Origin of the sequence: Streptomyces sp. NPDC051207 (assembly GCF_040682395.1) — a bacterium.
In the GTDB taxonomy this organism is placed as follows: Bacteria; Actinomycetota; Actinomycetes; order Streptomycetales; family Streptomycetaceae; genus Streptomyces.
The window spans coordinates 1-1,049 of record NZ_JBFBAX010000088.1; the positions used below are offsets into that span (position 1 = coordinate 1).

Genomic DNA, 1,049 nt, shown 5'->3' on the forward strand with positions numbered 1-1,049 from the left:
GCGAAGCTGAGAACTTAAGCGCCAGTAAACGGCGGTGGTAACTATAACCATCCTAAGGTAGCGAAATTCCTTGTCGGGTAAGTTCCGACCTGCACGAATGGCGTAACGACTTCTCGACTGTCTCAACCATAGGCCCGGTGAAATTGCACTACGAGTAAAGATGCTCGTTTCGCGCAGCAGGACGGAAAGACCCCGGGACCTTTACTACAGTTTGATATTGGTGTTCGGTTCGGCTTGTGTAGGATAGCTGGGAGACTGTGAAGCCTGGACGCCAGTTCGGGTGGAGTCGTCGTTGAAATACCAGTCTGGTCGTGCTGGATGTCTAACCTGGGTCCGTGATCCGGATCAGGGACAGTGTCTGATGGGTAGTTTAACTGGGGCGGTTGCCTCCTAAAGGGTAACGGAGGCGCCCAAAGGTTCCCTCAGCCTGGTTGGTAATCAGGTGTTGAGTGTAAGTGCACAAGGGAGCTTGACTGTGAGACCGACGGGTCGAGCAGGGACGAAAGTCGGGACTAGTGATCCGGCGGTGGCTTGTGGAAGCGCCGTCGCTCAACGGATAAAAGGTACCCCGGGGATAACAGGCTGATCTTCCCCAAGAGTCCATATCGACGGGATGGTTTGGCACCTCGATGTCGGCTCGTCGCATCCTGGGGCTGGAGTCGGTCCCAAGGGTTGGGCTGTTCGCCCATTAAAGCGGTACGCGAGCTGGGTTTAGAACGTCGTGAGACAGTTCGGTCCCTATCCGCTGTGCGCGTAGGAGTCTTGAGAAGGGCTGTCCCTAGTACGAGAGGACCGGGACGGACGAACCTCTGGTGTGCCAGTTGTTCTGCCAAGGGCATGGCTGGTTGGCTACGTTCGGGAGGGATAACCGCTGAAAGCATCTAAGCGGGAAGCCTGCTTCGAGATGAGGACTCCCACCCACTTGATGGGGTAAGGCTCCCAGTAGACGACTGGGTTGATAGGCCGGATATGGAAGCACGGTGACGTGTGGAGTTGACCGGTACTAATAGGCCGAGGGCTTGTCCTCAGTTGCTCGCGTCCACTGTGTT

Annotated in this window: 1 rRNA gene; it reads left to right on the forward strand. The window is 56.2% G+C overall.

Annotated features, from left to right (window positions below):
* Positions 1 to 1,027, forward strand: a 23S ribosomal RNA gene (locus tag AB0M97_RS30825); the annotation flags it as partial.
* Positions 1,028 to 1,049: the final 22 nt, after the last annotated feature.